The sequence below is a fragment of the Paenibacillus hodogayensis genome (genome assembly GCF_039536325.1).
In the GTDB taxonomy this organism is placed as follows: domain Bacteria; phylum Bacillota; class Bacilli; order Paenibacillales; family NBRC-103111; genus Paenibacillus_AB; species Paenibacillus_AB hodogayensis.
Map to the genome: position 1 here is coordinate 1,269,081 of NZ_BAAAYO010000001.1, position 25,100 is coordinate 1,294,180.

The following is a 25,100-nucleotide window of genomic DNA, read 5'->3' on the forward strand; positions in this document are numbered from 1 at the left end:
CTGCCTCCAGCACCGGGCTATCGCTTCGCTCATGGCAGCCGACTCAGCTCTGAATAACCGGAAGCTCCAGAATAAACCGCGAGCCGAGCCCAAGATCGCTCTCGACACGAATGGAGCCCCCGTGCAGATCGACGAGATGCTTGACGATCGACAGACCGAGCCCGGTGCCTCCGGAGCTGCGCGATCTGGCCTTGTCGACGCGGTAAAACCGTTCGAAGATGCGCGGCAAATCTTTTTTCGGGATGCCGATGCCGGTATCCGAGATAATGAAGCGGATCTTCTCGGCTTCGCCCTGCGTCGCCCCCGGCACTTCCTCGACCTCCACCTTCACCTTGCCGCCTTCCGGCGTATAGTTGATGCCGTTGGAAAGCAGGTTGAACAAAATTTGCCGCAGACGATCCTCGTCCGCCTCCATGTAGGTTTCCTCGTCGACCGACATCTCCAGCCCGATCTCCTTCTTGTCCGCCGACGAACGCATCATATTAAGCGTTTTGCCGACGAAGCTGCTTAGATGAACCGGGGAAAATTGCAGCGGGATCCGCTTCGACTCCACCTTGGACAGCTCCAAAATATCGCCGATCAGCCGGTTCAACCGTTCGCTCTCGTCATAAATGATTTGCAAAAACGACTTGGCGGTCTCGGCATCGTTCATCGCCCCGGCAAGCAGCGTCTCGGCAAACCCTTTGACGGCCGCAATCGGCGTCTTCAGCTCATGCGACACGTTGGCCACGAATTCGCTGCGCACTTTCTCCAAACGCCGGATCGCGGTAATGTCGTGGAGCACGATAACGAGCCCGATCCATTCGTCCTCGATCGCTTTCATCGGCACAAGGTTCACCTCGAGAATGCGTTCCTCGGGAAAATGAAACATAATTTCGTCGCGGATACGCTCCCCTTTTTCGGTGCATTCCTTAATCAACTGGATGAGCTCGTACGGATGCTTGGCGCTGTCGTATTTTTTACCGATCCAGTCCTTGGACGTGTCGCCCAGTATTTCCTCCGCCGAGCGGTTGAGCAGCACGACCCTTCCTTCCTCGTCGATCATGACGACGCCGCTCACCATATTGTCCAGTACGCTGGAAAGCTGGCTTTCGTTCTCCAGGATACGGTGCATTTGCTGCTGCAGGCTGTCCGCCATCGTATTGATCGCCTGCCCGAGCTCGCCGATTTCGTCGCGATTGCGCAAGTATACCCGGGATTTGTAATTCATATTCGTAATTTGCCGCGCCACGCGCGTTATTTTCTCGATCGGCCGCGTCAATTGGTAAGCCATCCGGTAACTGATCAATCCCGCTATCACGAAAACGACCAGCAGGCCGCCCAGCAGCCCCCACCACATATGCCGCACCGTCGTTTCAATTTCACCCAGCCCCATGGACAAGCGCAAATAACCCGTAATTTCCGGGCCATTCCGAACCGCCATCGCCACATACAGCATATTGCTCCGGGTGGAGTCGCTGTACCGCTTGGAGTAGCCGATACCGCTAGCGGCCGCTTCTCGGATCTCCTGCCGGGAGGCATGGTTGTCCATATCCCGGTTATCAAGATCGGAATCGCCCAGCACGCTGCCATCCGCCGCAATGAACGTCACCCGCGCTCCGGCCGATTCTTTCAAATAACGAGCCTGATCCGAGAAAAAATCGCTGTTGCGGCGCGCATACTGCTCCGCGTTGTTCGGAATCGTTGCCAGCATAATCTGAATTTCCCGCTTTAAGCTTTCCTGCAAAGCGTTCATATACGACCGCTCCAGCAAAAAGGCGACGAACACGCCGGCGGACAGCACCGCGCAGCCGATCAACACGATATAGAGCAGCGCCAGCCGCGTTCGAAACTTGTTCATGGGTCTCTCCTGCACTCCTTCGATATGACGGACTCCGGCAGCACTGTGCCGGTCTGCTGCTCTTTTCCGCTTCGGGTTTCGGGCTCGTTCCATTCGCCGGAATAGGCGAAGATTCCTCCTTCCGGACGGTCCCGAACCGGAATAACCCGAGCGGATAGGCATCGGTTACGTTAGCGTAACGCGGGACTCCCGCTTTTTCCAGTAAAGTTTTTGTAAACGGTTTTGCAGCGTAGCCATCGGCTGTTGGATCAAAATACCCATCACGACCGGGACGGCGGCGGCCGGCTCGAAATATTGCAAAGCGATGACGATGCCAAGCGAAATGTTGCGCATGCCCGAGCTGTATGTGATCGTGACGGTAATTTCCTTATTGCGGAAAGGCAAGGCCCCGAACCAGCCGAGCGCGTAGCAGAAAGCGACGAACAGCAGCACGACCGGGATGAGACGGATCAGATCCGTACCCATCGCGAACACGTGCGGCGCGATTGCCGCAGCGTTGATTAGGATGACGGCGGCGAAGGCGACCTTGGAGACCGGCATCGAATACGGGGCCGACCACAGCTTTGCCCGACCTTTACTCGCCGCATTGACTGCCACGCCGAGCACCGTCGGGATGAAAATAATGACGAGCAGGTCGAGCATCACCTTCCAGTGGTCGAAGTGAATGTCCGCCCCGAAGAGCATATCGACGGCAAGCGGCACGACGAACGGGCTGATCAGCGAATCGATCACAATGAGCGTCAGCACGAGCGGGACATTCCCGCCGGACAGCCCGACCCAGATGACCGAGGAGACGCCAAGCGGGATGACCGCGAACAGCACGAGACCGACCACGTAGGGCGAGCCGGCGCCAAACAGCAGCGTGCCTGCGGCGTAAGCGGCCAGCGGGGCAACGAGATGAACGAGCGACAGCGTCACGATAATCGGCAGCGGCATGCCGAGCGCATCCCGCATCTGCCGCGGGTTGCAGCCTAGCGCCATGACGAACGTAATGTAGGCAAACAGATAAGGCACGAGCACGGTCGCGTCTTCCAGCCATTTGTAAAAGAAAAACCCGAGTATCATCGATACCGGGGTAATAATAAACATCTTCGCCTCGAACCAGTCGTTGAAGCGAAGGCCGAACGGTTTTTGTATGGGGGTGTCCATCGTTGGTCTCATCCGTCCGTTTTCTCTTATTTGAAAACCGGTTCCTTGAACTCGGCCAGCTTCTCGAGCGAGCTTTTATCCACGTCGGCGTGCAAGCTGTTGCCGTGCGAATCCATCGTGACGATGGCGGCAAATCCGTCTACTTCCAGATGCCACATCGCCTCGGGAACGCCGAATTCCATAAAATGGACGCTATCCACCTTTTTGATGCATTCCGCATAATATTGCGCGGCGCCGCCGATGGCGTTCAAATAAACCGCTCCGTGATCCTTAAGCGCAGCGAGCGTCTTCGGCCCCATGCCGCCTTTGCCGATAACGGCGCGCAGTCCGAACTTCTTGAGGATATCGCCCTGGTACGGCTCCTCGCGGATGCTGGTCGTCGGTCCTGCGGCGCGGACGTGCCATTCGCCGCTCTCGTCCTTGGACATGACCGGTCCGCAATGGTAGATTACATGACCGTTCAGATCGACCGGCGCGTCATGGTCCATCAAATATTTATGCAAAGCGTCGCGGCCGGTATGCATCGCGCCGTTGATGACGACGACGTCGCCGACGCGCAGGCTGCGGATCTGCTCCTCCGTAATCGGCGCCTGCAGCACCACCTCGCGGCGGCCTTCCGAAGCGCTGGCCGCTTTGTCGGCCGGATCGGCCATCTTCACATTGCTTCCGCCCTCGTATACCCAGTCCTTAATCTCGCCCGTTGCCGCGTCCAGTACGACGCCTTGACGGCGGTACGCCCAGCAGTTGTAGGCGACCGATACGAAGAAGCTGGCGGGGAGACGGTCCATGACGCCGACCTTGCAGCCGAGCAGCGTCACTTGACCGCCGAAGCCCATCGTGCCGATGCCCAGCTTGTTCGCGTTCGCCAGAATGTAATCCTCCAGCTTGCCCAGCTCGGGATTCGGGTTGACGTCGTCGACGTGACGGAACAGCTGATGCTTGGCCAGCTCGTACCCGGTCGTTCGGTCCCCGCCGATGCCGACTCCGATGAAGCCGGCGCTGCAGCCTTGTCCCTGGGCCTGATAGACAGCGTGCAAAATGCATTTGCGGATGCCGTCCAGATCGCGGCCGGCTTTGCCGACGCCTTCCAGCTCAGCCGGCAGGCTGTATTGAATATTTTTATTTTCGCAGCCGCCGCCCTTCAGAATCAGACGCACGTCGATATCGTCCTTCTCCCACTGCTCGAAATGAACGACAGGTACGCCCGGACCGATGTTGTCGCCGCTGTTGGCGCCGGTGAGCGAATCGACCGAATTCGGACGCAGCTTGCTATCCTTCGTCGCCTGACGAACGGCCGCCACGATGTGCTTCTTCATCTCGATCTGGTTCGCTCCGACCGGACAATGGACGATAAAGGTCGGCATGCCGGTGTCCTGACAAATCGGGGATACGTTGCATTCCGCCATGGTGATATTCTCGGAAATCGTCGACAGCGACAAGGCCGCCCGCGTTCCCTCGTCTTCCTGCTCCTGTGCGCGCTGAATGACCCGCCGAACGTCGGCAGGCAAGTTGGTGGACGTTTCTACGATCAGCTTGTACATGCTTTCCTGAAACTGCTGCATGCCCGGTAATGCTCCTTTCCGACGTAAAAAATGCTATAATGAATGCTCTATACCGATCATACCACTTTAGATTAATTATTTACAACGATCGGGCAGGAATTGGACGGCCGTTTCGCGAATTCGTAATCTTCGTGACCAAGACCCGACACCATCCTGCTTCCAGAAAGCGCCGCAAGGAGAACAGCGCCATGAATAAATCCGTCTGGAGCGCCATGCTCCTGCTTCTGATCGGCGTCACGCTGCTGATGCCGTCCTTAAGCGCCTCGCGCGCGAACCCGCTTTATTCCGGCCAGGTGGCCGTTCTGATGTATCATCACGTTCACGATACCGACGTCAGCTCGTCGACTATCTCTTCGCAGCTGCTGGAAGACCAGCTCGTTTACTTGCGCCAGCAGGGCTATACGTTCCTGACGCTGCAGCAGTTCGAGCAGTATATGGCCGGAGCGGACGTCCCCGACAACGCCGTGCTCGTCACGTTCGACGACGGGTACGAAAGCTTCTACAGCCACGCTTATCCGATTCTGGACAAGCTCGAGGTGCCGGCGACGAACTTCGTCATTACCGACAAGCATGACAATCCCGAGGCGTATCAACCGCCGTTCATGACGCCCGAGCAGATCTGGGCAATGACGTCGGCGCGGCCGGGCTTCATCAGCGCCCAATGCCATACGCACGGCATGCACAACGATCCGGTGTCGCCTTATATGACGGCCCGGCTGACCGTAAACGGCGTGCAGGAGACGGAGGACGAATACCGGAAGCGGATCGTCGCCGATACGCAATCGTGCATCCGGATCATGACGCCGCTCGGTCCGGAGAAGGTCAACGCCATGGCATACCCGTACGGGGTGTTCGACGCGCTGTCTTCCCGGCTCGTGAAGGAGGCGGGCATCGATTACGCCTTCACGATCGTGCCGGAGATGACAACGCGCGACCGCAACCCGACCCAACTGCCGCGCATCAATGCCGGCAATCCGCATATTTCGCCGGAGGAACTGCATCAGCGCATTATGCGACGCATCGTCATCCGGTGACCGCGGGCGTGCCTGCAACGACGAACGGTTCGAAACGGCGCCTTGGCGCGCCTGTTCCGAACCGTTCTTTGCGTTCTGTTATACGATGGCATAGGAGCAGCCACTGGAATTCGTGCGGCCGTGCGCCATCGCGTATTAGTTTTTGCTATAGCGCTCGTAAGCGGCCGTATAGATCTTCAAGTACTCGTCCAGCCCCATCTTGTTGAGCGTGCTCACGTATTTATCCCACTCGGTGAACGGAACGTCGCCGACGATGAACTTGGTCGTCATCTCGTCGACATACTTGTTGATGTCGGTCGACAACGGGTTGAAGCGGAGCAGTTCGTCCTGCGTGTACGTGAAGGACGGCCATACTTCCTTCGGCCAATACGGCTCGGCCAGCTTCGCCCCGGCCATGCTCGGAGCCGACGCTTCGCCGCCCTTGAACGTTTTGGAGGTAAGCAGTCCCGGATAGTAGCCGCCTGCCCAGGAAACGAACTTCGACTGATCTTTCTTGAACTCCTCGGTATATTCCAGCGTACCGTCGGCTTTCTCCTCGTAGCTCAGTCCTTTCACGCCCATGAAGAACAGCTTGCTGCCTTCTTCGCTGAAGAAATGGTCGATCCAGCGAACGGTCGCTTCCGGATACTTGTTTTTATTCGTGATGACGAAGGCGCCGACGTCGATCAACGGGGAACGGGCTCTGGAGAACACCTGATCGCCGTGCGGTCCTTTCAAAGCGGGAGCTCCCACGAAATTTTTGACGGTCACGCCGCTTATCGTATGTGGACTGTTCGTCTCGGAAGAGCCAACGACGCCTTCTCCGAGCTTCGTGTTCACTTCCGGGCTTTTGATCGTCAAGATGTTGTCGATCATCAAGCCTTCCTTATACATCTTGTTCATATATTCCAGCAGTTCTTTGTAGTTCGGATCGACCGGCGTGAAGCGCAGCTTGTTCGTCTTCGGGTCCATGTCGACGCGCGGATGCATATTGCCGCGGTTGCCGAGTCCCCAAGCGCCCTTCAATTCGTCGCGCAGCGTGTTCAGGCCGCTTGCCGCGTAAGGCACGTTTTTCGGATCGAGCGCCTTGACCGCCTTCAGATAGTCGTAGAACTGGTCCGTCGTTTCCGGTGCCTTCATGTTGACCTTGTCGAGGAGCGCCTGATTGTACCACAGCTTCGTCCCGATAATAACCGATTTGAAATCCGGGTCGTAGAACGTCGGGAAGGAGTAGATTTTGCCGTCCGGCATCGTCATCCCTTTGCGGACTTCCGGATATTTGTCCAGCAGCTTCTTGAAGTTGGGGGCATATTTGTCGATCAGATCGTTCAACGGGATAAAGATGCCCTGAGCGCCGTAGTTGGCGACGTCGATGCTGGAAAAGCGCGCCGTATGGAACGCATCCGGGTAATTGCCGCCGGTCAGCACGAGGTTGCGTTTCTCCGTCAGGCTTTCCTCCGGCGAGAGTTGAAAATCGATCTCGATGTTCGATTGCTTGGCGTATTCCTTCCACACCGGCAGTTCGTTCCAGTTGGCGGGAGCGGGCGTCGCTTTACCGGCAAAAAAGGTCAGCTTGATCGGTTCGTTGACGATCGGAAATCCTGTGGCGTTGACTGCGGACGCTTTGGCACCGTCGGCCGTTTTTCCTTTGTCGGTCGTATCGGTGTTCTTGTCTCCGCATGCTGCGGTCAGCCCCGTTGCCATGACGGTAACGAGGGACAGCGAAGCGAGCTTCTTGAATGTCATCTTTCGGACCTCCCCAATTCTTGAAATGATACGATATATTGCGAACAAGAGCCTGAATCCGGAGTCAGCCCTTGATAGCGCCGATCAGCATGCCTTTGACGAAATACTTTTGCAGGAACGGGTACAGGATCAGCACGGGCAGATTGGACACGATGACAATCGCGTATTTGATCGCTTCGGCTTCCATCATATGCTTCTGTACCGACAGGTCCATGCTGGACGTCATCTGGTCTGTTTCCGACTTGATCAGAATTTCCCGCAGGAACAACTGCAGCGGGTATTTGTCCCGGTCGGTCAAGTAAATAAGCGCATTGAAATACGAATTCCAGTGGCTTACGCTATAAAACAAAATCATTACCGCAATAATCGGCATCGACAGCGGCAGAACGATCCGCCACAGCGTCTGAACATTCGAGCAGCCGTCGATCGACGCAGACTCCTGCACCTCGTTCGGAATGCTCGTCTGGAAAAACGTCCGCATAATAATGATATTCATGACCGACACCGCGCCCGGTATGATGAGCGCCCACATCGAATTGATCATGCCGAGCTGTTTAATGAGCAGGTAGGTCGGGATCAGACCGCCGCTGAAAAACATCGTAAACACGATCATCGCGGTAAACACGTGCCGTCCGACAAAATCTTTGCGCGACAGCGGATAGGCGGCCATTATCGTCATCGCAAGGTTGACTGCGGTGCCGATAAGCGTGTACAGGATCGTATTGCCGTAGCCGCTCAATATTTCTTTGTTGCCCAGCACCTTCTCGTACCCCATAAACGACAAGTCCTTCGGCAGCAGCCATACTTCGCCCTTCATGACTGCAGCCGGATCGCTGATCGAGGCGCTGAGCACGAAGATGAGCGGGTACAGCACGAGGGCGAGCAAGAACCCGAGCATGACGTAGATGACGACGCCGACCATCCGATCCCCCATTGTTTCTCTCATTCGGCTTCCCCCCTACCACAAACTCGTGTCGTTTATTTTTCTGGCTATATAGTTAACCGTGATAAGCAGAATGAAATTAATGACGGAATTGAACAGTCCGATAGCCGCGGAGAAGCTGTACTGCGCGCCCACGATCCCGCTTGTATAAACATAAGTGGAGATAACGTCCGAGCTGGTCTTGTTCAAATCGTTCTGCATCAAATAAATTTTCTCGAAGCCGACTCCCATCAATTGGCCGACGTTGAGAATAAGCAAAATGACGACCGTGGGCATAATGCCCGGCAAATTGACGTGCCAGATTCGTTGAAGCCGGGTCGCGCCGTCCACCCGGGCAGCCTCGTGCAGCGTCGGATCGATTCCCGCCAGAGCGGCCAAGTAAATGATCGAGCTCCAGCCCATGTTCTGCCATACGCCGGAAAGCACGTAAATCGATTTAAACCATTCCGACTTGATCATAAAGTCGATCGGCGTTCCCCCGAAAAACTGGATGAGATGATTGACCATGCCGGTTTTCGGATTGAGGAACATGAGAATCATGCCGACCAGAACGACCGTCGATAAAAAATGCGGAGCGTACGTAACCGTTTGCACGAACTGCTTGAAACGCTTGCTTCCGACCTCGTTGATCATCAAAGCCAGCAGCAGCGGAACCGGGAAACCGACTGCCAGCGAGTAGAAGCTGATGCCGAGCGTATTCTTGATCAGCCGCCAGAAGTAGTAGCTGTCGAAAAACCGCTGGAAATGCATGAATCCGACCCAGTCGCTGCCCCATATTCCTTTGGCGGCGATAAAGTTTTTAAACGCGATCTGTACCCCGTACATGGGGTAATACTCGAAGATGAGGAAATAAGCGACGACGGGAGCGATCAGTACGTACAAGTCCCAGTTTTTGCGAATCGATTTGCCGAAAACTTTGAGCTTGCTCGGCCTGATTTCCAGCGTCGGGGTATCGGCACCGGCGGGGTTGTTCAAAGGTTCGTTCACCTCTTGTCTTATCATTTGGGGGTATAGCGGCTTAACCGAACATCCAAGGCTCCGGCTGGCTGATCAAGATAGGCTTGCCGCCCGCCCGCATCGATTCCGTCGCGGCGCAGCCTACCGCCACGCTCATCCGGCCGGCAATCGGTTGCGCTTCCGGCTGCTTGCCGTCGATGATCATGTCGAGGAAATCGTCGCATATTTTCGGGTCCGCACCGTTATGCGAGCCTTCGGCCTTCTTGATGTCGTATACGCGGTCGGACAAATCGCGCCACGTGTTGGACTTGCGGCTTTTGACGTAAATCCGGTTGTCAGGCTCGGAATTCTCCATCCTGCCTTCGGTCCCGATAATCGTATAGTTGCGCTGGTAGTCCGGCGTAAAATGGCACTGGTTGTACGATGCCTTGATGCCGCCCTCCAGCTCCATCAGCACCATGCTGTTGTCCTCCACGTCGATTTCCTCGCGGAAGGCGCACTGCACGAGCGGACCGGTTTTGGCTTCCGGGCACGTTTCTTTTTCCGAGCATTCGGGACATGTAAGCGTGTTCGCTCTGCTTCCGCCGAAATAGTCGAGACCGCCGAACGCCGTTACCTTCTGCGTGTACTTGCCGGTAATCCAATGGATGATGTCGATGTCGTGCGAAGCCTTTTGCAGCAGCAGCGAGGTCGTATTGCGCGAATTGCCGTGCCAGCTGTGGTAGTAGTAATCGCTTCCAAACCCGACAAAGTGGCGCACCCACACTGCTTTCAATTGCCCAATCTCGCCCGAGTCGGCAATTTCCTTCATCGTCCGGTACATATTCATATAGCGCATGTTGAAGCCGATCATGAAGTGCTTGCCCGACCCCCGCCACGCTTCGAGTATGCGATCGCATCCATCCACCGTAATCGCCAGCGGCTTCTCGCAATAGACATGCTTGCCGGCTTGAAGCGCGGCGACCGCATGCTCGTCATGGCAATGATCGGGAGTCATGACGGCGATCGCGTCGATATCTTTGCGTTCCAGCAATTCCCGGTAGTCCGTCATCAGCTCGGCGTCCGGATTGACCCGTTCGCGAAATCTGCTCCAGCGGCTCAGATCGGGATCGGCTCCCGCTACTACGACCGACCGGCCGTTCGGACTGTGCCAATACCGGGTAACGCCCGCTCTCCAACCGAGCCCGATTACACCAATACGAATTTGATCCATGTCAGCACTACCCCTTCCAGTCATTCGTGTTGGTTGATTTTGGGCCCAAAATTTCATTAATTTGGCTAATGGCGAAAAAAAGGGGTGCTCGTCCAAAGTCAGCGCTGCTCCTGTATATCCCGAACGGTCCGTCCCTTGCTGCACAAGGGGCTGGTCCATTCCAGGAATACCATTCAGATGTGACTTGGACTAGCACAAAGTCAGAGCTAATCCTGTGTATTCCGGGAAGCTCGATCCCTTGAGGAGCAAGGGATTGGTTTCATTCCAAGGATACCGTTTAAGGTCTGACTTTGTACTAGCACGTAAACGCCGCTAACGCGCAGCTTTGCCGGAATCCGACGATTGCCGGACGATCAGCTCGAATGGCATCAGCATTTTGAAGGGAAGCGGGTTGCTTCCGTTAATCTGGTCTACGACAGCCTTCGCCGCCATCATCCCGATCTCGGTCTTCGGAATATGGATCGTCGACAAGGGCGGAGACGTGTACTGGGAAACTTCGATATTGTCCAAACCGATGAAGGCGACGTCTCCGGGAATGCGCAATCCTCTCTCCGCCGCAGCCCGCATGGCCGATATGGCCATCATGTCGCTGGCCGCGAATACCGCCGTGGGCCGCTTCTCCGCTTGATCGAGCAGTTCGGCCATGCGCGAATAGCTGACATTCACGTCCCAGCCCGCGTTGATGACCCATTCCGGCTCGATCGGCAGCCCGGCCTCGCGCATCGCGTATTCGTAGCCGCGAAACCGCTTCTCGCGTTCGATCTCCCCCGTCAAGCCGGCTCCGCCGATAAAGGCGACGCGGCTATGGCCCTGCTCGACCAGATGACGAACGGCGAACTTGGCCGCCTGCACGCGATCGTACGAGATAACGGGAACGTCCGGATCGGTAATGTCGATGCCGACCACGGAAGGAACCGCTTTCTTGATAAACCGGTAGACGTCCGGATCGATCCCTTCCACGACGATAATCCCGTCGGGCTTCGATTCCTGGATCAGCTTGCGCATGGCCGGTTCGCTCTGAACCTCTTCCATCGTCAGCATGAAGGCAAGCGTGCAATCCAGCTCGGCAAGCTTCTTCTCGATGCCGGCCAGGATGGGAGAAAAATACGGATGATTGTATTTGTTTTGGGGGACTGACACGATGCAGCCGATCTGGCTGTTGCCCGTCGTGGGAGATTTGCCGCTTTTGCCGGCGGGAGCCGGTTTGGCCCGCTCGGTCCCCTCATAGCCCAGCTCTTTCGCCATTCTCCAAATTTTCGACTTCGTTTCCTGACTGATATGACGGCTTGAGTCATTATTGATGACTCGCGAAACGGTCGATATGGAGACTCCGACGTGCTGCGCGATCTGTTTTAAAGTAGGCAACTTTCGTCGATCTCCTTCTTGTATGCGTTTTTATGAAAATGGTTTGGACAACTTTGCCCCAACTTCTAATCTGATAATAGCAGGACTTTTGGCTACTTGTCAAAGACTTTTTGCGCAAAAAATCCACGTTTTTGGGGCCAAACTTATAAGGTTTTGGGGAAACGGTTTTCTTTGGGGCAAAGTCTTTGGGAAGTTTGCGATGGAGGCGCTCAACGGCAGCACTTGGAAAGTGCGTTTTACGGAGATTCGCGGCGGGTGCTCAAACGGCCGCGCTCGGGGCCTCTTGCCCCACCTTGGGCTGCATTCCAAGGGTTCTGTGGCGTTTGAGAATAACTTTATGTATAATGCAAAAGAAATGAGTAGCAGCAAATTGCACGGCGGCCAAGAACCGCCTGCATAAGGGGATGCGGCCGATGGAAAGCCATTTTTTCGCTTATTTATACCGGCTCCGCTACATCGAACGGTGGAGTCTGATGCGCAATGTCGTCAAGGAAAACGTAGCCGAGCATTCGTTCCACGTTTGTCTGCTTGTACATGCGCTCTGCACGATCGCCAATACGGTTTATGGCAAACGGCTGCCGACCGAGCAACTGGTAACCGCGGCGCTGTTTCATGACGCCACTGAGGTGTTCACCGGCGATATCCCTACTCCCGTGAAGCATCACAATCCGAATATTTTGCGCAATTTCCGCGAAATCGAGCAAATGGCTGCGGAACGCTTGGCCAATATGGCGCCGGAGGAACTGCAACCGGAGTACCGCCCGCTGATCGAAACGAAGTCGACCGACCCGGAGCATAGCCGGTATATCAAAGCCGCCGATCTGCTGGACGCGTATCTGAAATGCGTCTCCGAGCTATCCGCCGGCAATCGCGAATTTTCAGTGGCGAAGAAACAAATCGAACAATCGATCGAGAAGCTCGATATGCCGGAAATTCGTTATTTTCTGAAGCATCTCGCCCCCAGCCTGGAGAAAACGCTGGATGAATTGAACGAAGAGGAAGGTTAACCAAAGTCGGTTGATGTGGGGACAGCCGCTTCCGGAGCTCTAGGTCGCGGCGGGTAGTGCTCCAAAGAACCTTATTTGCTCCGTAGACGCTTCATTTCGCGGAAGTAGTGTTCCTTTGGTTCCTTTGGGCACTACGAGTAAACCCGCACCGTGGAAAACGCGGATTTCCAGGTTTGATAGCAGTGGGTAGTGCTCCAAAGAACCTTATTTGCTCCATAGATGCTTCATTTCGCGGAAGTAGTGTTCCTTTGGGCACTACGAGTGAATCCGCACCGAGAAAACGCGGATTTCCAGCTCTGTGGGCGGCGGGTAGTGCTCCAAAGAACCTTATTTGCTCCGTGGACGCTTCATTTCGCGGAATTAGTGTTCCTTTGAGCACTACAAGTAACCCCGCACCACGGAAAACCTGGATTTTCGGCTCCGTGGGCAGCAGGTAGTGCTCCAAAGAACCTTATCTGCTCCGTAGACGCTTCATTTCGCGGAAATAGTGTTCCTTTGGGCACTACGAGTAAAGCCGCACCGTGGAAAACACGGATTTCTAGCTCTGGGGGCGACGGGTAGTGCTCCAAAGAACCTTATCTGCTCAGTAGACGCTTCAATTCGTGGAATTAATGCTCTTTTGGGCATTACAAGTGTAAAGTTACACTGCGACGCAAAAAATAACCCTCAGCGGCTCACAGTACGAACCAGATAAGGGTTATCTGCATTTGCGACGAAGCTTTTGATTACCAGGGGACTTTTTTTGCCACAGAACTTTTTTGCCATAGAGCTTTGTTCGCCATAGGGCTTCTCCGTTTGCCGTAGGGCCTTGTCTGCCCCAGGACTTCTGTTTGCCACAGAGCTTGTCTGCCAAAGGGCTTTGTTCACCTAGGCTTTTTTCGCCAGAGAGCTTTTTTTGCCAGAGAGTTTTGTTCACCACGGCCCTTTGCCAGACACGGAGCTTCTATTTGCCAAATGAGCACAGGGCCTTCGTTAGTCTCAGGCTTTCGCGCACCGTAGACGCTTCTGATGCACGCCTAAGCGTCCTTCTAGTATGCCGAGGCCCCCTTATTGCCAATCCCCTTGGCTATTTGACTACAAGCCTGCTGAACGCCTTACAGCCTATCCATGCCACAGTCCTCTGGCGCGTGAACTCCTGATCATCGCCCCAGGCTTCCAGCTTCAATGATTCCCACCCCGTACTACTCGCACCAGCTACTTACTTAGGCCCCAGCATCATACCCAGCAGCAGCACGTAGCTAATACCGGAGATCAGCGTAAACATCCGTACTTTGCGCAGTGCTCCGCTGGCCGTATCTCCGGCAATCAGCTTCTTGAACGGCTTGGACGCCATTCCCGTCATGGCGAACATGACCAGAATCAGGACGACTGCCAGCACCATCCACCATACCGAATACTGCGCCTTGCCGACCATATAGCCCCCCGACAAAAACGCCAAGATGAGAACGTACTGTCCAATCCGGTTCCCTCTGCTAAGCGCCCGTGCCGTTGAAGGGTTGGCCGCTCCTCCCGCCAAAAACGGAAGCAGAATATAGAAGATTAGGGCAAGCGCGGAAAGAACATGAATGATATACATCGCTTGATACACGACTGTGTTGCCTCCTTCAGTTCCACAATGGAATCTCGTTCCACCTGTAGTATACCGAAAAGCCAGCCCCAGTACAAACGGTTCCGGCGGCTTGTCACGAAAACGTAAAATCCTCCCGATCGCCTCGAGCAAAGTGGAAGAAAGGCTGTATCAATCGGCAGAGTCCCGAATTCCATCTGCCGAATCATCGGGATCTCGGCATGCAAAAAAAACCTTCCGTCCCGCAGAGCATGGGGCGCGAAGGTTTTCTTTGGAAATCGGTACCATTCAGTGTATCGAAAGCATTAGCCGTTAACGACTTTGATGACGTTCCGTACGGAATCGGCCGATTTGTCCATAGCCGCCTTCTCTTCCGCCGTCAGCTCAAGCTCGATCACTTTCTCGATGCCATCGCCGCCGAGAACGCTCAGAACACCCATGAACAGGTTGTCGTAGCCGTACTCGCCTTCAAGCAAAGCGATCGTCGGCAAAATGCGTTTTTTGTCCTTTAAAATCGCTTCCGTCATTTGCACGAGCGAAGCGGCCGGTGCGTAGTACGCGCTGCCGTTTCCGAGCAAGTTGACGATTTCGCCGCCACCGGTGCGGGTGCGCTGCACAATCGCGTCGATGCGCTCTTTGGCGATCAACTTCTCGATTGGCACGCCGCCTACGCTGGAGTAGCGTACGAGCGGAACCATATCGTCGCCGTGGCCGCCGAGTACGACGCCGCGGACGTCTTCAACCGATACGTTCAGCTCTTGAGCGATAAACGTGTTGTAGCGAGCCGTATCCAGCACGCCGGATTGGCCGATTACACGGTTTTTCGGAAAGCCGAGTGCCTGGTAAGCGACATAGGTCATCGCGTCGACCGGGTTGCTCAAGATGATCACATAGGAATTCGGGCTATACTTCTTTACGTTCTCACAAACCGATTTGACGATGCCGGCGTTCGTGTTCACGAGGTCGTCGCGGCTCATGCCGGGCTTGCGGGCGATCCCGGCAGTGATGATAACCACGTCGGAATTTTGCGTGTCTTCGTAGTTGGACGTGCCAATAATGTTGCTGTCAAATCCTTGAACCGGGCTCGCTTCAAGCATATCGAGCGCTTTGCCCTTCGTCGGGTTTTCCAGCTGCGGGATATCGAGCAGTACGACGTCGCCGAGTTCTTTTTGTCCGAGCAGGAATGCCGTAGTCGCGCCGGTGAAGCCTGCGCCGACAACCGTAATTTTTTTGCGTTGAATCGCCATGGCAAGGAATCCTCCCTAAGGGTAGTGGAATCACGAATCGTACACGGTTCAGAAGCAAATAGAGGAACCGCATCCGCCGCCGGCTCTTGCGAGCCGGATAGTCGGACACGAACGTGCCGATCAGCGGAATGAAGTTCCTATATTACGCAAGTTGCGGGCGATTAGCCCATGTTTTTAATAACCAGGTTGGCAAACTCGGAGCATTTCACTTCGGTTGCGCCTTCCATCAGACGGGCAAAGTCGTACGTAACCGTTTTGTCGGCGATCGACTTCTCCAGCCCTTTGTAGATCAGGTCGGCCGCTTCCAGCCAGCCCAGGTGCTCCAGCATCATAACGCCGGACAGCGTAACCGAGCCCGGGTTTACGACGTCAAGACCGGCATATTTCGGAGCCGTGCCGTGAGTCGCTTCGAAGATAGCGTGGTGCGTTACGTAGTTAATATTTGCTCCCGGAGCGATCCCGATACCTCCGACTTGGGCAGCCAAGGCGTCAGACAGGTAGTCGCCGTTCAGGTTCAGCGTTGCGATAACGTCAAAATCGGTCGGACGGGTCAATACTTGCTGCAAAGCGATGTCGGCAATCGCGTCCTTCACGATTACTTTACCAGCCGCTTCCGCATCCTTCTGAGCTTTGTTAGCCGCTTCCGCGCCTTGCTCTTCCTTGATGCGGTCGTATTGCGCCCAAGTGAACACTTTGTCGCCGAATTCGCGCTCTGCAAGCTCATAGCCCCAGTTTTTAAACGCGCCTTCGGTGAACTTCATGATGTTGCCTTTATGAACAAGCGTCAAGCTCTTGCGGCCATGCTTGATCGTGTACTCGATCGCGGCGCGAACCAGACGCTCGGAGCCTTCCTTGGAAACCGGCTTGACGCCGATACCGGACGTTTCCGGGAAACGGATCTTTTTGACGCCCATTTCGTTTTGCAGGAACTCAAGCACTTTCTTCACTTCGGCGGAACCTTCTTGCCATTCTACACCAGCGTAGATGTCCTCGGTGTTTTCGCGGAAGATAACCATGTCGACGAGTTCCGGACGTTTAACCGGTGAAGGAACGCCTTTGAAGTAACGAACCGGACGCAAGCAAACGTACAGGTCAAGCTCTTGGCGAAGCGCCACGTTCAGCGAGCGGATGCCGCCGCCGACCGGAGTCGTCAAAGGACCTTTGATGGCAACGATATACTCGCGAATCGCTTCGAGCGTATCGTTAGGCAGCCAGCTGTTGTATTGATTGAACGCCTTTTCCCCGGCGTATACTTCGTACCATGCGATTTTCTTCTCGCCTTTATAAGCTTTCTCGACCGCTGCGTCGAGGATGCGCTTGGAAGCCGCCCAGATATCAGGACCGGTGCCGTCGCCTTCGATGAAAGGAATGATCGGGTTGTTAGGAACGACGAGCTTGCCATCCTGAATCGTCAGTTTCTCGCCTTCGGTAGGAAGGGCGTAATGTTCGAATTGAGCCATGGGAAACCTCCTGATAAAAAAAGTTTATGGAAAACGCCAACGAAAGGGCGTTTATGCCCGCAAAAGAACGGGAGTCGCAGATTTGACGTCTGAAACACCCCGTTTGGAGCCAATACTGGTTATGAAGACCGAAAACTGATTTAGCGGCTTTCGATCGGTACGTATTTTTGGTTGACCGGGCCGGTATACTCGGCACGCGGACGGATCAGACGATTGTTCTCGTACTGCTCCAGAATGTGAGCGGTCCATCCGGATACGCGGCTGATGGCGAAGATCGGCGTGAACAAGTCGCGCGGAATTTCCAAGGACGTGTAGACGGAAGCCGAGTAGAAATCGACGTTCGGTTTCAATCCTTTTTGACCGGTAACGAGCTCTTCGATCTTGATCGACATGTCGTACCAGTTCATATTGCCGGTAATTTTACCGAGCTCTTTGGACATCTTTTGCAGATGTTTGGCACGCGGGTCGCCGTTTTTGTAAACGCGATGGCCGAAGCCCATAATTTTTTCTTTGTTGGCCAGCTTCTCGGTGATGTAGGCTTCCACGTTCGAAGCCGTGCCGATTTCTTCCAGCATCGCCATAACGGCTTCGTTCGCTCCGCCGTGCAGAGGGCCTTTGAGAGCGCCGATCGCGGAAGTAACGCCGGAATATATGTCCGACAATGTCGCTACGGTTACGCGTGCGGCAAACGTAGAGGCATTGAGCTCATGGTCGGCGTGCAGCACGAGCGCTTTGTTCAACGCTTCGACGGCAATCGCTTCCGGCTCTTGGCCTGTCAGCATGTATAGGAAATTATAGGCGACGGATACGTTCGCTTTCGGCGCGATCGGTTCCTGGCCTGCGCGAATGCGCGCGAAAGCGGCAATAACCGTAGGAAGCTGAGCTTGCAGACGGACGGCCTTGCGCAGGTTCGCTTCCGTGCTCATGTCGTTCGCTTCGCTGTCATACAGCGCCAGCGCGGATACAGCGGAGCGCAAAGCAGCCATCGAATTCGTATCCTTCGGATACAGCTTGATTTGCTGAATGACGGAGTCGGCCACGGACGCGCTCTCGCTCAATTCACGGTGCAACTGCTCCAGCTCGGATTTGTTAGGGAGCTTGCCGTACCAGAGCAAATAAACGACTTCTTCAAAAGAAGCGTGTTCGGCCAAATCGTCGATGTCGATCCCCCGGTAGGTGAGCACCCCGTCGATGATCGAGCTGATCGAGGACGTCGTCGCCACTATGCCTTCCAAACCTTTAGTAGCTGTCATAAGTATATCGCTCCTTTTTATAGCAAAGTTAAGTAAATCGTTACCCTCGGCGAAAACTATCAAATATAATGATAAATGATTTCAGGCGATAAAGATACAAAACCGGACATAAAACTTCATTATCAGCATTATAAATATATGCTATCTTCCGATAGCTCCGGATTTTAACACATTGAATCGGATTTCTTGTCGGTAAAGAGTTTTTGCCAAAATGGCAAATATCATACCGACCGTGAATCGCTTTGAATCAAAACAAATACAGGTAGAAGAAAATCGCCGGAATACCGATTCGATATGGCGGCGGTTGCATTAATGGAAGTTGGGGCTGATTCTGTGAAAACAGAATGTAAAGAATAAGTAAAGAAGGCACCGGCCGCAACTTTTGGTAAAATAGAAGCTGTATCATTCAACCACATGCTTGGAGGACAACTCTTCTTATGAATAACGAACGCGTAGGCATTATCGATATCGGATCGAACTCGGTCCGGCTTGTCGTATACGAACGGATCGGCGCGAAATCGTACCGCGTCATCGACGAAAGCAAAGAATCCGCCCGGCTTAGCGCTACGATCGCCCCGGACGGCTCTATCCCCAGAGAAGATATTTTGCGCCTGGCCCGGATCTTGAGCGATTTCCAAATGCTGTGCCGCGTTCACGAGGTCTCCGTCATCCGCGCGATCGCCACCGCGGCGATCCGCAATGCGAGCAACGGCAGCGATGCGGTGGAACAGCTCAGGCTGCTGACCGGTATTTCCATCGAGACCGTTTCGGGCGAAGAAGAGGCCCGGCTCGGCTTTGTCGGCATGATCAATTCGCTTCCGGTCACCAACGGGTATTTGATCGATATCGGCGGCGGCAGCACGGAGGTATCCCTTTTCCGCGACAGACGGCTCGTCCGCAGCGTCTCGTTCCCTTTTGGCGCGGTCAATACGGCCAAGACTTACGCCGTCGACGGCAGTATTACGGCCGATGCAGCCCGGCGCATCCGCGAGATGGTGTTGACCGCGGCGGCGGCCGAGCATTGGCTGACCGGCCATCCGCAGCTGCCGCTCGTCGGCTTGGGAGGGACGATCCGCTCCCTGAGCAAAATCGACCAGCAAGCGAAAAAGTACGCCTTCGAAGAAACGCATCATTACGAGATGGACCAACCGGCCTTAAACGCATTGGCGGAATGGCTTCCCACCTTATCGCCCAAGGAACGAGTCAAGGTGGACGGGCTGTCGGGTACACGCGCCGACATTATCGTCCCGGGATTAATCATCCTGCATACGCTATTCCTGCACCTTGCATCCAGCCGCTGCATCGTCAGCGGATCTGGACTGCGCGACGGCATTTTTTATGAAACGGCCTTTCCCGGGGAGCCGGTTCGCAGCGATGTGCTGGCCGAAAGCACCCGCAACCTGCTCGACCAGCATCCCGCCGTCTCGCGCGCCCATGTCGAACATGTCAGCCGGCTAGCTTCCGCCCTGTTCGACGATCTCGGTTTGGAGAAAGCATTGGGCCACAAAGCCCGCAGTCTGCTGCAAACCGCCGCGCTGCTGTACCGGATCGGCGTAACGATTCATTTTTATAACTATTACAAACATACGTTCTATCTGATCGTACATTCGCGGATCGACGGCCTGAATCACCGGGAAGCGGTGCTGTGCGCGCTGATCGCTTCATTCCGCACAAAAGGCCGGACACGCGCGATGATGCAGCCCTATAAGGATCTGCTGGCGGAATCCGACCTGGAGCTAGTCTACCGGCTAGGCTCGCTGCTGCTTCTTGCGACCGCGTTCGACCGCAGCGAGACGCAGCCGATTGCGCGCATCGGGGCGACCGTGGACAAGCAGGATCTGCACGTTGCCTGGAGCAGCTCCACCGAACCGGCCATCGAGCTGCGGGAAGTGGAGCGGATAGCCGGAGACTTCCGGAAATGCTGGGGGCTGCGCATCAGAACGCATCCCGCCGACCTTTCCACGTAACGATATTTTGCGCTGCGAATTGGCTGCGCAGCGGCTCGGCCGGTTCTATGTCGGCTCGGACATATTGCCCGCCGGACATCAGCACCCGCGCCTTCGTATTGTCGGTCAGGCTGAGCCTCAGGATGTTGATCAGGGTCTCCTTCAGCTGCGGATCGAAGACAGGGCACATCAGCTCGATGCGGCGGGTCAGGTTGCGCGTCATCCAATCCGCACTGGACAGCCATACCTCCGGCTCCCCGCCGTTCTCGAAATAGAACATGCGGGAATGCTCGAGAAACCGGTCGACGATGCTGCGAACGGTGATTTTGTCGCTCAAGCCCGGAACGCCCGGCTTCAGGCAGCATACGCCGCGGACGATCAGATCGATCGTCACGCCGGCGCGCGACGCCGCGTAGAGCTCGTCCACCATCTCCTGATGGGACAGCGAGTTCATCTTGGCGATAATGCGCGCCGGCTTGCCGGCCGTGGCGTTCTCCGCCTCGCGCGCGATCAGGGCGAACAGCTTCGACTTCATATCGGTAGGGGCGACGCCGAACGCCTGCCAGTCATGCGGTGCGGAATAGCCGGTCATCTCGTTGAACAGGACCGAAGCGTCCTCGCCAATCACCGGCTGGGACGTGAACAGACCTATGTCCGTATACAATTTGGCCGTATTGTCGTTGTAATTGCCCGTGCCGACGTGAACGTAACGGCGCAGACCGTCGTTTTCCTGGCGGACGATCAGCATGATTTTGGCGTGCGTCTTCAAGCCGACGAGGCCGTACACGACGTGGCAGCCGGCTTTTTCCAGCTGTCTGGCCCAGGCGATGTTCCGCTCCTCGTCGAAGCGCGCCTTCAGCTCCACGATGGCGGTTACCTGCTTGCCCGCCTCCGCAGCCTTCGCCAAGGCGTTCACAATCATGGAATTGCCGCTGACGCGGTACAAGGTCATCTTGATCGCCATCACCGCAGGATCGCCGGCCGCCTGATCGATAAAATCGCTCACCGCATCGAAAGACTCGAACGGATGGTACACGAGCACGTCGCGGCGGCGGAGCACTTCGAAGAAATCGTCGGTATCGTCAAATTCCCGCGGGTATTCGGGCTCCAGCTTCGGATAGCGCAAATGCTCGAAATCCGGCAAAGCCCCCGACAGCTTCATCAAAAAGCTCAAATCGATCGGACCGTCGATCTCGAATACGTTGTCTCCAATCTCGAATTCCTCTTTCAACATATCGAGCGCGTAAGGATGGAACCCTTTCTGCACCTCGAGCCGGACCGGGGACCCCCACCGCCTGCGCTTCAATTCCTTCTCGATTTCTTCCAGCAAATCTTCGGCGCCTTCCTCGTTCAAGGTCAGGTCGGCGTTGCGCGTCAGGCGGAACGCATCGACCGACACCGCCCCGTAGCCGGGAAACATCGTCTGGATATGCTCGCGTATCAAGTCCTCCAGCAGGACGAACTCTTGCTTGAGGCTGTTGGACCGAGCCGGCACTTTGATAAACCGCGGCAGATTAGAAGGAACCTGCACGATGGCAAAATACGGCTCCTCTTCCGGATCGTCTCCCTCGCGCAGCAGCGTCACGGCCAGATATAGGCTCAAGTTGTGCACAAGCGGAAAGGGACGGCTCTGGTCGACCGCCATCGGCGTCAGCACCGGAAACACGCGGTCGAGGAAATACTGATCCATTTGTTTTTTCTGAGCTGCGGTCAAATCCTCGCAGGCGGTAAAAATCAGGCCTTCCTTGACGAGCGCCCGCGACAGCTCGCGAAACGCCTTGTACTGATCCTGCACCATCTTGCCGGTCCGCTTCATAATTCGGCGAAACAGCCCTTCCGGCGTATAGCCGGTAAAATCTTTTTTGGTCAGACCGGCCTTCAACTGATCGTCGATCCCGGCCACACGGACGCTCATGAACTCGTCCAGATTGGTGGATACGATCGATAAAAATTTGATGCGCTCCAGGAGCGGAGTGGTCGGATCTTGCGCTTCCTCCAGCACCCGCCTGTTGAATTCGATCCAGCTGAGGTCTCGGTTAATATACATGGAATTGGTATAGTTCGTTTGCTGTTCCGGTTTGGACACGTTGGAATCCCCCGTCCGCGATTATGGTTGCTCCTCTTATTATCGCCGGAGATTGTTAACCCGATGTTAAGCTTTCGTAAAATATGACGACTTTCGTGTAAATTCAAGGAAATACGACGATTACCGGATACGGAAAAAGGTGAACGGGCGTCCTTGCGCCAGCTTGTATTGAAGCCAGGCGGACAGCCGGTCGCGGAACAGCCGGCGCGTAAATGGAAGCAGCAGCAGCAAACCGCATATATCCGTCAGGAAGCCGGGAAGCAGCAGCAGCACCCCTCCGATCAGGATACCCACTCCATCCAATACATAGGGGGCTGGCGGTTGTCCGGCGGGAATATCCCGCTGAGCATACGCCCATACCTTCTTCCCTTCGCGTTTGGCCAAATAAGCGCCGAGAATGCTCGTCAGCAGCATGAGCAGAAACGTGCGCCAGCCGCCGATTCTCTGGCCTATTTCCATAATGACCCATATTTCCAAAGCCGGTACGATCACGAGCGACAGCAGCAGCAGGCGGCGGATCATCGCGCATCACCGAGCAGCCGGTACAGTTCCGGCGCTTCCTTATCGATACGTGCCGGCTTCCAATCCCGGTTCAGCCACATGTGTCGCGTCAGGCCCTCCACGAGCAGGTCGCCTACCGGCACGACTTCGTCAAGTTCCTGATCTTCGGACACGCTGGCGTTTTGGGCAGAAGCGTCCGTTTCGGCGGACGGGCGGCATATCCTCGATTCAAAATGAACGGTCATCGCCGTATAAGCCGTTATGCGGGTGTATAGATGAAGAAGATCATCATAGCGGGCCGGCTGCCGGAAGTTCGATTCGAGCTCGACCACGGGCAAATACAGCCCTTTCTCCTCAATGCTCCGATAAGACAATCCCCGTTCGCGGATCAGCTCCGTCCGGCCGATCTCGAACCAGTTGATGTAATTGGCGTGATACGCCACTCCCATCTGATCCGTCTCCTGATAGCGTACGCGAATGACATGCCGATGCCAGCGGCCCGGCTCTTGCTTATCCAGCTTCAAAGTCGTTCCTCCGCTCTGAAAAAAGTAGCCGCGCAGCCAATTTCGGCTTTCAGGCTTCAATCAAAGACAAATGGTAGTCCCTGCTCATTCATCTTACTAAACCGGAACCCATTCCTCAAATCGGGTTACGCCTCTTTAAGTAACGTAACTCTTATCGGATTGCTTTGGAAAAGGAATCGTCTGCAAATACCGGGCCACTCCATCCTCCGCGTTCGTCGCCAACACGCCCGTGGCCCGCTCCCGCACAATCGGATGCGCATTTCCCATCGCAAAAGCTTCGTCGGCGATCTCGAACATCGGCAAATCGTTCAGATTGTCCCCGAAGCAGACGATGCGGTCGGCCTGCAGCCGCTGCTTCAACTGAGCGACACCGTCCCGTTTGTTGGCCAAAGCATCGTTGATTTCCAGCCAGTAATAGCCCGGGCTGTAAATGTCCGGTCCGAAGTGGCACATCAGGCCGGCGCGCTCGCTCGCGAGCTTGTATGTCGCGGCCAGCTCCTCCTCGGTCCCGATGACGTTGACCTCCATAATCGCTTCGTCGGACGGAATGCGGAATTCGTCCACGAGCCGGAACCGCTCGTCTCCGCGCTCCAGACGGCTTGTGACATATAGATGCTCGCTCGGGTTGAACAGCCCTTTGTAGTATATTTTGAACTCGTTGCGGCCATTCACCGTATACACGATCGGGTGCAGTCCGGCCCGCTCCTCCGTCGCGATGAGATCCAGCGCCGTGTCCCGGTCGAGCAGGTTGGAGACGATATACGTCCCGCTGACCGGATCGTACAGAAACACGCCGTTCATCAGCACGACGGGCAAGCGCAGCCGGAGCGGAGCCAGCAAAGGGCCCGCGGAATCCCAAGACCGGGCTGTTGCGACCGAGAAGCTCCCTCCCGCGGCAATCCAAGCATTGACTGCTTCTATGGTGGGTTCGGACAGACGCTGCTCCCCATTCAACAGGGTACCATCGAGATCGGATACGTATAAGGTATGCATCAGACGGACTCCCTCCTTGTTGCCGAACGAATGCCGGCGGCGCTGCAACTTTCCGGTTTTCCATGCGTATGTACGGTAACAACCGGTCTACTCTATAGGTTAAGGTCATTCACGCACACCCTTTCAGATATGCTTTATTTTATCGGTAAAGCGAAGGAGATGACGACAGCATGACCACCTTGTATTTCCGAGACAACTTCTTCTCCTCGGGCGAAACGCCCATTACGGACGCCGACGGACGAACGACGGGGGTTCTCGACCTGCACGGGATGTTCAATTCCGGCATTACCGTGCGCGACGCCTCCGGACGAACGGCCGCAGCAGGCAAGTTCCGTTTCTTCTCCAACGCCTGGATCGTTTCGGATTCAGCCGGAAACGAGCTTGGCCTTTTGCGTGAACGGATCGCCTTTTTCAAAAAGCGTTATGTATACGAAAGCCCGCGTCTCGGCGAATTTACGATTGAAAGCCCGGCGTTTTCCCGGGAGTACGTCGTATCCGACGGCCGGGACGAGACAGCCGCCCATTTCCGAAAAGTCAGCGGCGCATTCGAGTCCGGGGCGTACGAGCTGAACAACCGTTCCTCTCTTCCCGACGAGGAGCTGGTCGCCGTCGTCATGGGCGTCCATGCGATCATGAAGCGGCACCAATCGTCCGCAGCCTCTCACCCGTAAGAACGCGTCATGAGCAAAGAGGATTGATGCGAAAAATCCCTTCGCAAGCGTTCAGTA

The 25,100-nt window shown here is 55.6% G+C and carries 20 protein-coding genes; 4 read left to right on the top strand and 16 right to left on the bottom strand.

Annotation, left to right across the window (positions count from 1 at the left end; all coding sequences use genetic code 11):
• Positions 1 to 43: 43 nt before the first annotated feature.
• The 3 genes from pnpS to ABD796_RS05155 form a co-directional block, all read right to left on the bottom strand.
• Positions 44 to 1,840, bottom strand: a complete 1,797-nt coding sequence (gene pnpS, locus ABD796_RS05145; RefSeq protein ID WP_344903806.1) for a two-component system histidine kinase PnpS — start codon at positions 1,838 to 1,840, stop codon at positions 44 to 46.
• Between the two features lie 165 nt (positions 1,841 to 2,005).
• Entirely contained in the window at positions 2,006 to 3,001 is a 996-nt protein-coding gene (locus ABD796_RS05150) for a bile acid:sodium symporter family protein (protein ID WP_344903809.1), read from the bottom strand.
• 14 nt (positions 3,002 to 3,015) lie between these two features.
• A complete protein-coding gene (locus ABD796_RS05155; protein ID WP_344903812.1) occupies positions 3,016 to 4,551 on the bottom strand; it encodes a fumarate hydratase in 1,536 nt (511 codons plus the stop codon).
• A 188-nt stretch (positions 4,552 to 4,739) separates the two neighbouring features.
• Here ABD796_RS05155 and ABD796_RS05160 point away from each other — a divergent pair, with 188 nt between their 5' ends.
• Entirely contained in the window at positions 4,740 to 5,585 is an 846-nt protein-coding gene (locus ABD796_RS05160) for a polysaccharide deacetylase family protein (RefSeq protein WP_344903815.1), read from the top strand.
• Between the two features lie 135 nt (positions 5,586 to 5,720).
• On the opposite strand, the gene ABD796_RS05165 is transcribed toward ABD796_RS05160, so the two are convergent.
• The 5 genes from ABD796_RS05165 to ABD796_RS05185 form a co-directional block, all read right to left on the bottom strand.
• Positions 5,721 to 7,310, bottom strand: a complete 1,590-nt coding sequence (locus tag ABD796_RS05165) for a type 2 periplasmic-binding domain-containing protein (RefSeq protein ID WP_344903818.1) — start codon at positions 7,308 to 7,310, stop codon at positions 5,721 to 5,723.
• Positions 7,311 to 7,374: 64 nt separating this feature from the next.
• A complete protein-coding gene (locus tag ABD796_RS05170) occupies positions 7,375 to 8,256 on the bottom strand; it encodes a carbohydrate ABC transporter permease (RefSeq protein ID WP_344903821.1) in 882 nt (293 codons plus the stop codon).
• A 12-nt stretch (positions 8,257 to 8,268) separates the two neighbouring features.
• Positions 8,269 to 9,228 (bottom strand): ABC transporter permease, encoded by a 960-nt coding sequence (locus ABD796_RS05175; protein ID WP_379117771.1) that lies wholly within the window; start codon positions 9,226 to 9,228, stop codon positions 8,269 to 8,271.
• A gap of 43 nt (positions 9,229 to 9,271) precedes the next feature.
• A complete protein-coding gene (locus ABD796_RS05180) occupies positions 9,272 to 10,423 on the bottom strand; it encodes a Gfo/Idh/MocA family protein (protein ID WP_344903824.1) in 1,152 nt (383 codons plus the stop codon).
• A 312-nt stretch (positions 10,424 to 10,735) separates the two neighbouring features.
• Entirely contained in the window at positions 10,736 to 11,788 is a 1,053-nt protein-coding gene (locus ABD796_RS05185; protein ID WP_344903827.1) for a LacI family DNA-binding transcriptional regulator, read from the bottom strand.
• A 413-nt stretch (positions 11,789 to 12,201) separates the two neighbouring features.
• On the opposite strand from ABD796_RS05185, the gene yfbR reads away from it, so the two are divergent.
• Positions 12,202 to 12,795 (top strand): 5'-deoxynucleotidase, encoded by a 594-nt coding sequence (yfbR, locus tag ABD796_RS05190; RefSeq protein ID WP_344903830.1) that lies wholly within the window; start codon positions 12,202 to 12,204, stop codon positions 12,793 to 12,795.
• 1,198 nt (positions 12,796 to 13,993) lie between these two features.
• Here the strand turns inward: yfbR and ABD796_RS05195 are convergent.
• The 4 genes from ABD796_RS05195 to citZ form a co-directional block, all read right to left on the bottom strand.
• Positions 13,994 to 14,383, bottom strand: a complete 390-nt coding sequence (locus ABD796_RS05195; RefSeq protein ID WP_344903833.1) for a hypothetical protein — start codon at positions 14,381 to 14,383, stop codon at positions 13,994 to 13,996.
• A 284-nt stretch (positions 14,384 to 14,667) separates the two neighbouring features.
• Positions 14,668 to 15,609 carry a malate dehydrogenase gene (mdh, locus tag ABD796_RS05200; RefSeq protein WP_344903836.1) on the bottom strand — a complete coding sequence of 314 codons (942 nt, stop codon included), beginning with the start codon at positions 15,607 to 15,609 and terminating at the stop codon, positions 14,668 to 14,670.
• 161 nt (positions 15,610 to 15,770) lie between these two features.
• Positions 15,771 to 17,069: an NADP-dependent isocitrate dehydrogenase gene (icd, locus tag ABD796_RS05205; RefSeq protein WP_344903839.1), complete on the bottom strand. Its 1,299-nt coding sequence runs from the start codon at positions 17,067 to 17,069 to the stop codon at positions 15,771 to 15,773.
• Positions 17,070 to 17,209: 140 nt separating this feature from the next.
• On the bottom strand, positions 17,210 to 18,322 hold the full coding sequence (citZ, locus tag ABD796_RS05210) for a citrate synthase (RefSeq protein WP_344903842.1): 1,113 nt from the start codon (positions 18,320 to 18,322) through the stop codon (positions 17,210 to 17,212).
• A gap of 437 nt (positions 18,323 to 18,759) precedes the next feature.
• On the opposite strand from citZ, the gene ABD796_RS05215 reads away from it, so the two are divergent.
• On the top strand, positions 18,760 to 20,289 hold the full coding sequence (locus ABD796_RS05215; protein ID WP_344903845.1) for a Ppx/GppA phosphatase family protein: 1,530 nt from the start codon (positions 18,760 to 18,762) through the stop codon (positions 20,287 to 20,289).
• Here ABD796_RS05215 and ppk1 read toward each other — a convergent pair.
• From ppk1 to ABD796_RS05235, 4 genes are all read right to left on the bottom strand, one after another.
• On the bottom strand, positions 20,258 to 22,354 hold the full coding sequence (gene ppk1 / locus ABD796_RS05220; protein ID WP_344903848.1) for a polyphosphate kinase 1: 2,097 nt from the start codon (positions 22,352 to 22,354) through the stop codon (positions 20,258 to 20,260). The two genes, ABD796_RS05215 and ppk1, sit on opposite strands and share 32 nt — an antisense overlap.
• A gap of 120 nt (positions 22,355 to 22,474) precedes the next feature.
• Positions 22,475 to 22,876, bottom strand: a complete 402-nt coding sequence (locus tag ABD796_RS05225; protein ID WP_344903851.1) for an FxsA family protein — start codon at positions 22,874 to 22,876, stop codon at positions 22,475 to 22,477.
• Positions 22,873 to 23,379 (bottom strand): acyl-CoA thioesterase, encoded by a 507-nt coding sequence (locus ABD796_RS05230; RefSeq protein WP_344903854.1) that lies wholly within the window; start codon positions 23,377 to 23,379, stop codon positions 22,873 to 22,875. The genes ABD796_RS05225 and ABD796_RS05230 overlap by 4 nt, the downstream gene beginning before the upstream one ends.
• Positions 23,380 to 23,514: 135 nt before the next feature.
• Entirely contained in the window at positions 23,515 to 24,372 is an 858-nt protein-coding gene (locus ABD796_RS05235; RefSeq protein WP_344903857.1) for an HAD-IIB family hydrolase, read from the bottom strand.
• Between the two features lie 170 nt (positions 24,373 to 24,542).
• Here ABD796_RS05235 and ABD796_RS05240 point away from each other — a divergent pair, with 170 nt between their 5' ends.
• Positions 24,543 to 25,043 (top strand): LURP-one-related family protein, encoded by a 501-nt coding sequence (locus tag ABD796_RS05240; protein WP_344903860.1) that lies wholly within the window; start codon positions 24,543 to 24,545, stop codon positions 25,041 to 25,043.
• Positions 25,044 to 25,100 lie beyond the last annotated feature (57 nt).

What these genes read in the sequence shown, in the direction of transcription:
- pnpS (WP_344903806.1), bottom strand. Translation starts at nt 1,840, where the DNA reads ATGAACAAGTTTCGAACGCGGCTGGCGCTGCTCTATATCGTGTTGATC.
- ABD796_RS05150 (WP_344903809.1), bottom strand. Translation starts at nt 3,001, where the DNA reads ATGAGACCAACGATGGACACCCCCATACAAAAACCGTTCGGCCTTCGC.
- ABD796_RS05155 (WP_344903812.1), bottom strand. Translation starts at nt 4,551, where the DNA reads ATGCAGCAGTTTCAGGAAAGCATGTACAAGCTGATCGTAGAAACGTCC.
- ABD796_RS05160 (WP_344903815.1), top strand. Translation starts at nt 4,740, where the DNA reads ATGAATAAATCCGTCTGGAGCGCCATGCTCCTGCTTCTGATCGGCGTC.
- ABD796_RS05165 (WP_344903818.1), bottom strand. Translation starts at nt 7,310, where the DNA reads ATGACATTCAAGAAGCTCGCTTCGCTGTCCCTCGTTACCGTCATGGCA.
- ABD796_RS05170 (WP_344903821.1), bottom strand. Translation starts at nt 8,256, where the DNA reads ATGAGAGAAACAATGGGGGATCGGATGGTCGGCGTCGTCATCTACGTC.
- ABD796_RS05180 (WP_344903824.1), bottom strand. Translation starts at nt 10,423, where the DNA reads ATGGATCAAATTCGTATTGGTGTAATCGGGCTCGGTTGGAGAGCGGGC.
- yfbR (WP_344903830.1), top strand. Translation starts at nt 12,202, where the DNA reads ATGGAAAGCCATTTTTTCGCTTATTTATACCGGCTCCGCTACATCGAA.
- mdh (WP_344903836.1), bottom strand. Translation starts at nt 15,609, where the DNA reads ATGGCGATTCAACGCAAAAAAATTACGGTTGTCGGCGCAGGCTTCACC.
- icd (WP_344903839.1), bottom strand. Translation starts at nt 17,069, where the DNA reads ATGGCTCAATTCGAACATTACGCCCTTCCTACCGAAGGCGAGAAACTG.
- citZ (WP_344903842.1), bottom strand. Translation starts at nt 18,322, where the DNA reads ATGACAGCTACTAAAGGTTTGGAAGGCATAGTGGCGACGACGTCCTCG.
- ABD796_RS05215 (WP_344903845.1), top strand. Translation starts at nt 18,760, where the DNA reads ATGAATAACGAACGCGTAGGCATTATCGATATCGGATCGAACTCGGTC.
- ABD796_RS05225 (WP_344903851.1), bottom strand. Translation starts at nt 22,876, where the DNA reads ATGATCCGCCGCCTGCTGCTGCTGTCGCTCGTGATCGTACCGGCTTTG.
- ABD796_RS05235 (WP_344903857.1), bottom strand. Translation starts at nt 24,372, where the DNA reads ATGCATACCTTATACGTATCCGATCTCGATGGTACCCTGTTGAATGGG.
- ABD796_RS05240 (WP_344903860.1), top strand. Translation starts at nt 24,543, where the DNA reads ATGACCACCTTGTATTTCCGAGACAACTTCTTCTCCTCGGGCGAAACG.